We start from the raw sequence: 1,993 nt of genomic DNA, 5'->3' as shown, positions 1-1,993 counted from the left end.
GTCTTCTATGGTTACGACACGTTTCACATATTTTTTTAATTCTTTGATATAATCTGCTTCGGTATTCAGGCAGTCATTTACTACAACATCCGGCTTCCATTCCTGCACGAATTCCATGAATTCTTCGTCACTCTTAATGGTATGTACCGGCATATTTGCTTCCTGCAGTTTTTTCAGTCCCGGCTCATGCTGCTCTTTTGTTACAAAGAGAAGCTCCTGTCCGGTCAGATTATATGCCAGTGTCAGACAATGATAAATGTGTCCCATTCCAAGCTCTTTGTATCCATCTGCCCGAAGAATAATCCGTTTCTTTTTCAGTTCATGCTCACACAATACCCAGTCGGAAGCTGCATCAATATCCACCGCCTCACGCTCCGGCATCTCATAGACAGAAACCTTCTTTCCAATACGGCTGTTTACCTCCATACATTCTCTTCTTGTAATCAGAAATGCACCTGTCTCAAGATAGTTCGGCGGTAACTGCTGACGGTTCAGACGTTTCTCATAATTCGGCACATAGCAGCCATCCTTCTTCGTCCAGGATAAATGTGGCTTATTTACCACACTGATATAAGTATCATCGGAAGAAGCCAAAAAGCTTTCCAACGCCTTGTCCAAGGTATCAGAAGAAAGTAACGGTGATGTTACCTGTAAGGTAATTACCACATCATACTGAATCCCTTTCTTCTTTTCCATAGTGCAGACTGCATCATAGATAACCGGGTCTAATGTCACGGCATCCTTTGCCAGTTCACTATCTCTGGTCATGGTCTCTACACCATAAGAAGAAGCTATTTTCAAAATCTCTTCATCATCAGATGAAACTACAACATCATCAATGCTTGGACAATTCTTTGCATTATGAATTGCATAATAAATAAGTGGTTTTCCATTCATCAAACGGACATTTTTCCGTGGTATTCCTTTTGAGCCGCCACGAGCCGGTATTACTGCCAAGACCATTGTCCTTCCTCTCTTTCCAATCTAATATTTTGATATATTACCCCAACAGTTCTTTCTTCAAGTTACTCAATGCATTAGACTTCCATATCATCTCCGTTGGGACTTTTTGTTCTTCCTTGTTCATGATTTCATTTAGCACAGAATTTCCATCATCAGCAAGTTTAGCATAACCAGCTTCAATAATGTCTTTCATTGTTTCATACCGATATGCCTTATATATAATTGTTTTCACACCAAATGCCATTCCTTCATAAATAGCTGTGCTAAATACCCCTATTTGATGCGTGGATATTGAGAAATAGTAATACAGATCTTTTTCATTATTATCAACCACTTCTATTTCTGAACCAACTAATTCTGGATATATTTTTTTCCAACTTATATATTCATTTGGATGTAATTTATAAATAATTCTTGCAGGAATTCCTTTTTTTCTAACTAAATTTTTTAATTCTATTGCTAATTTAACCAATGCTTCTCCTACTGGCCCTTGAGAAAGAATTAAAATAGTTGGGAAATACTTTATTGTTTTCATTGTAGTAACACATTCCTCAAGATGGGGATTTCCTATCGCCACCATTTTCCCCGGATAACACGTTGTCTGGTTCCAATATTCTCCAAATGTAAGCACTTCATCAGGAATAAAATCATCTTTTTGGGGAATATTGTACTGTATATTCATAACCCCATGTTGCAATTCAAACACTTTAATTCCCATTTCATGTGCTGCTACATTTAATGATAGTTTTGCTGTTTCATAATGTGTTGTCTCCACTATATATTTCGGTCTATACTTTCTCAATATTTTTTTATATTCATTATAATATGTAAAATAGCCCGTTAGACTTCTATTAACACAATCTATAACCTCTGCCTCAGTTAAAGTTGTCCCCAACTTCTTATTTAGAATACCCACCTGCCTTTTTACTATGTTTTTTTCTTCTTCATTTAAAAAATATGTCTTTTTTTTCAAATTTATCAAACGCTTAATTTCCATATAATCAGAATAGGCAAGACATCTTCTCCCTAT

Annotated in this window: 2 protein-coding genes; both read right to left on the bottom strand. The window is 36.4% G+C overall.

The window, feature by feature from the left end; translation table 11 throughout:
* Window positions 1-963 (bottom strand): cytidylyltransferase domain-containing protein (locus DXB39_RS14565; protein WP_330418314.1); only part of this gene is annotated, 963 nt, incomplete at its 3' end.
* Window positions 964-1,000: 37 nt separating this feature from the next.
* On the bottom strand, window positions 1,001-1,993 hold a 993-nt coding region (locus tag DXB39_RS14560), incomplete at its 5' end, for a hypothetical protein (RefSeq protein WP_199535146.1).

It is taken from the genome of Roseburia sp. OM03-7AC (assembly GCF_003462625.1).
Taxonomy (GTDB): Bacteria; Bacillota; Clostridia; order Lachnospirales; family Lachnospiraceae; genus Roseburia_C; species Roseburia_C amylophila.
The sequence above is the reverse complement of the archived record's forward strand: the minus strand, read 5'-3'. Positions and strand labels throughout refer to the sequence as shown.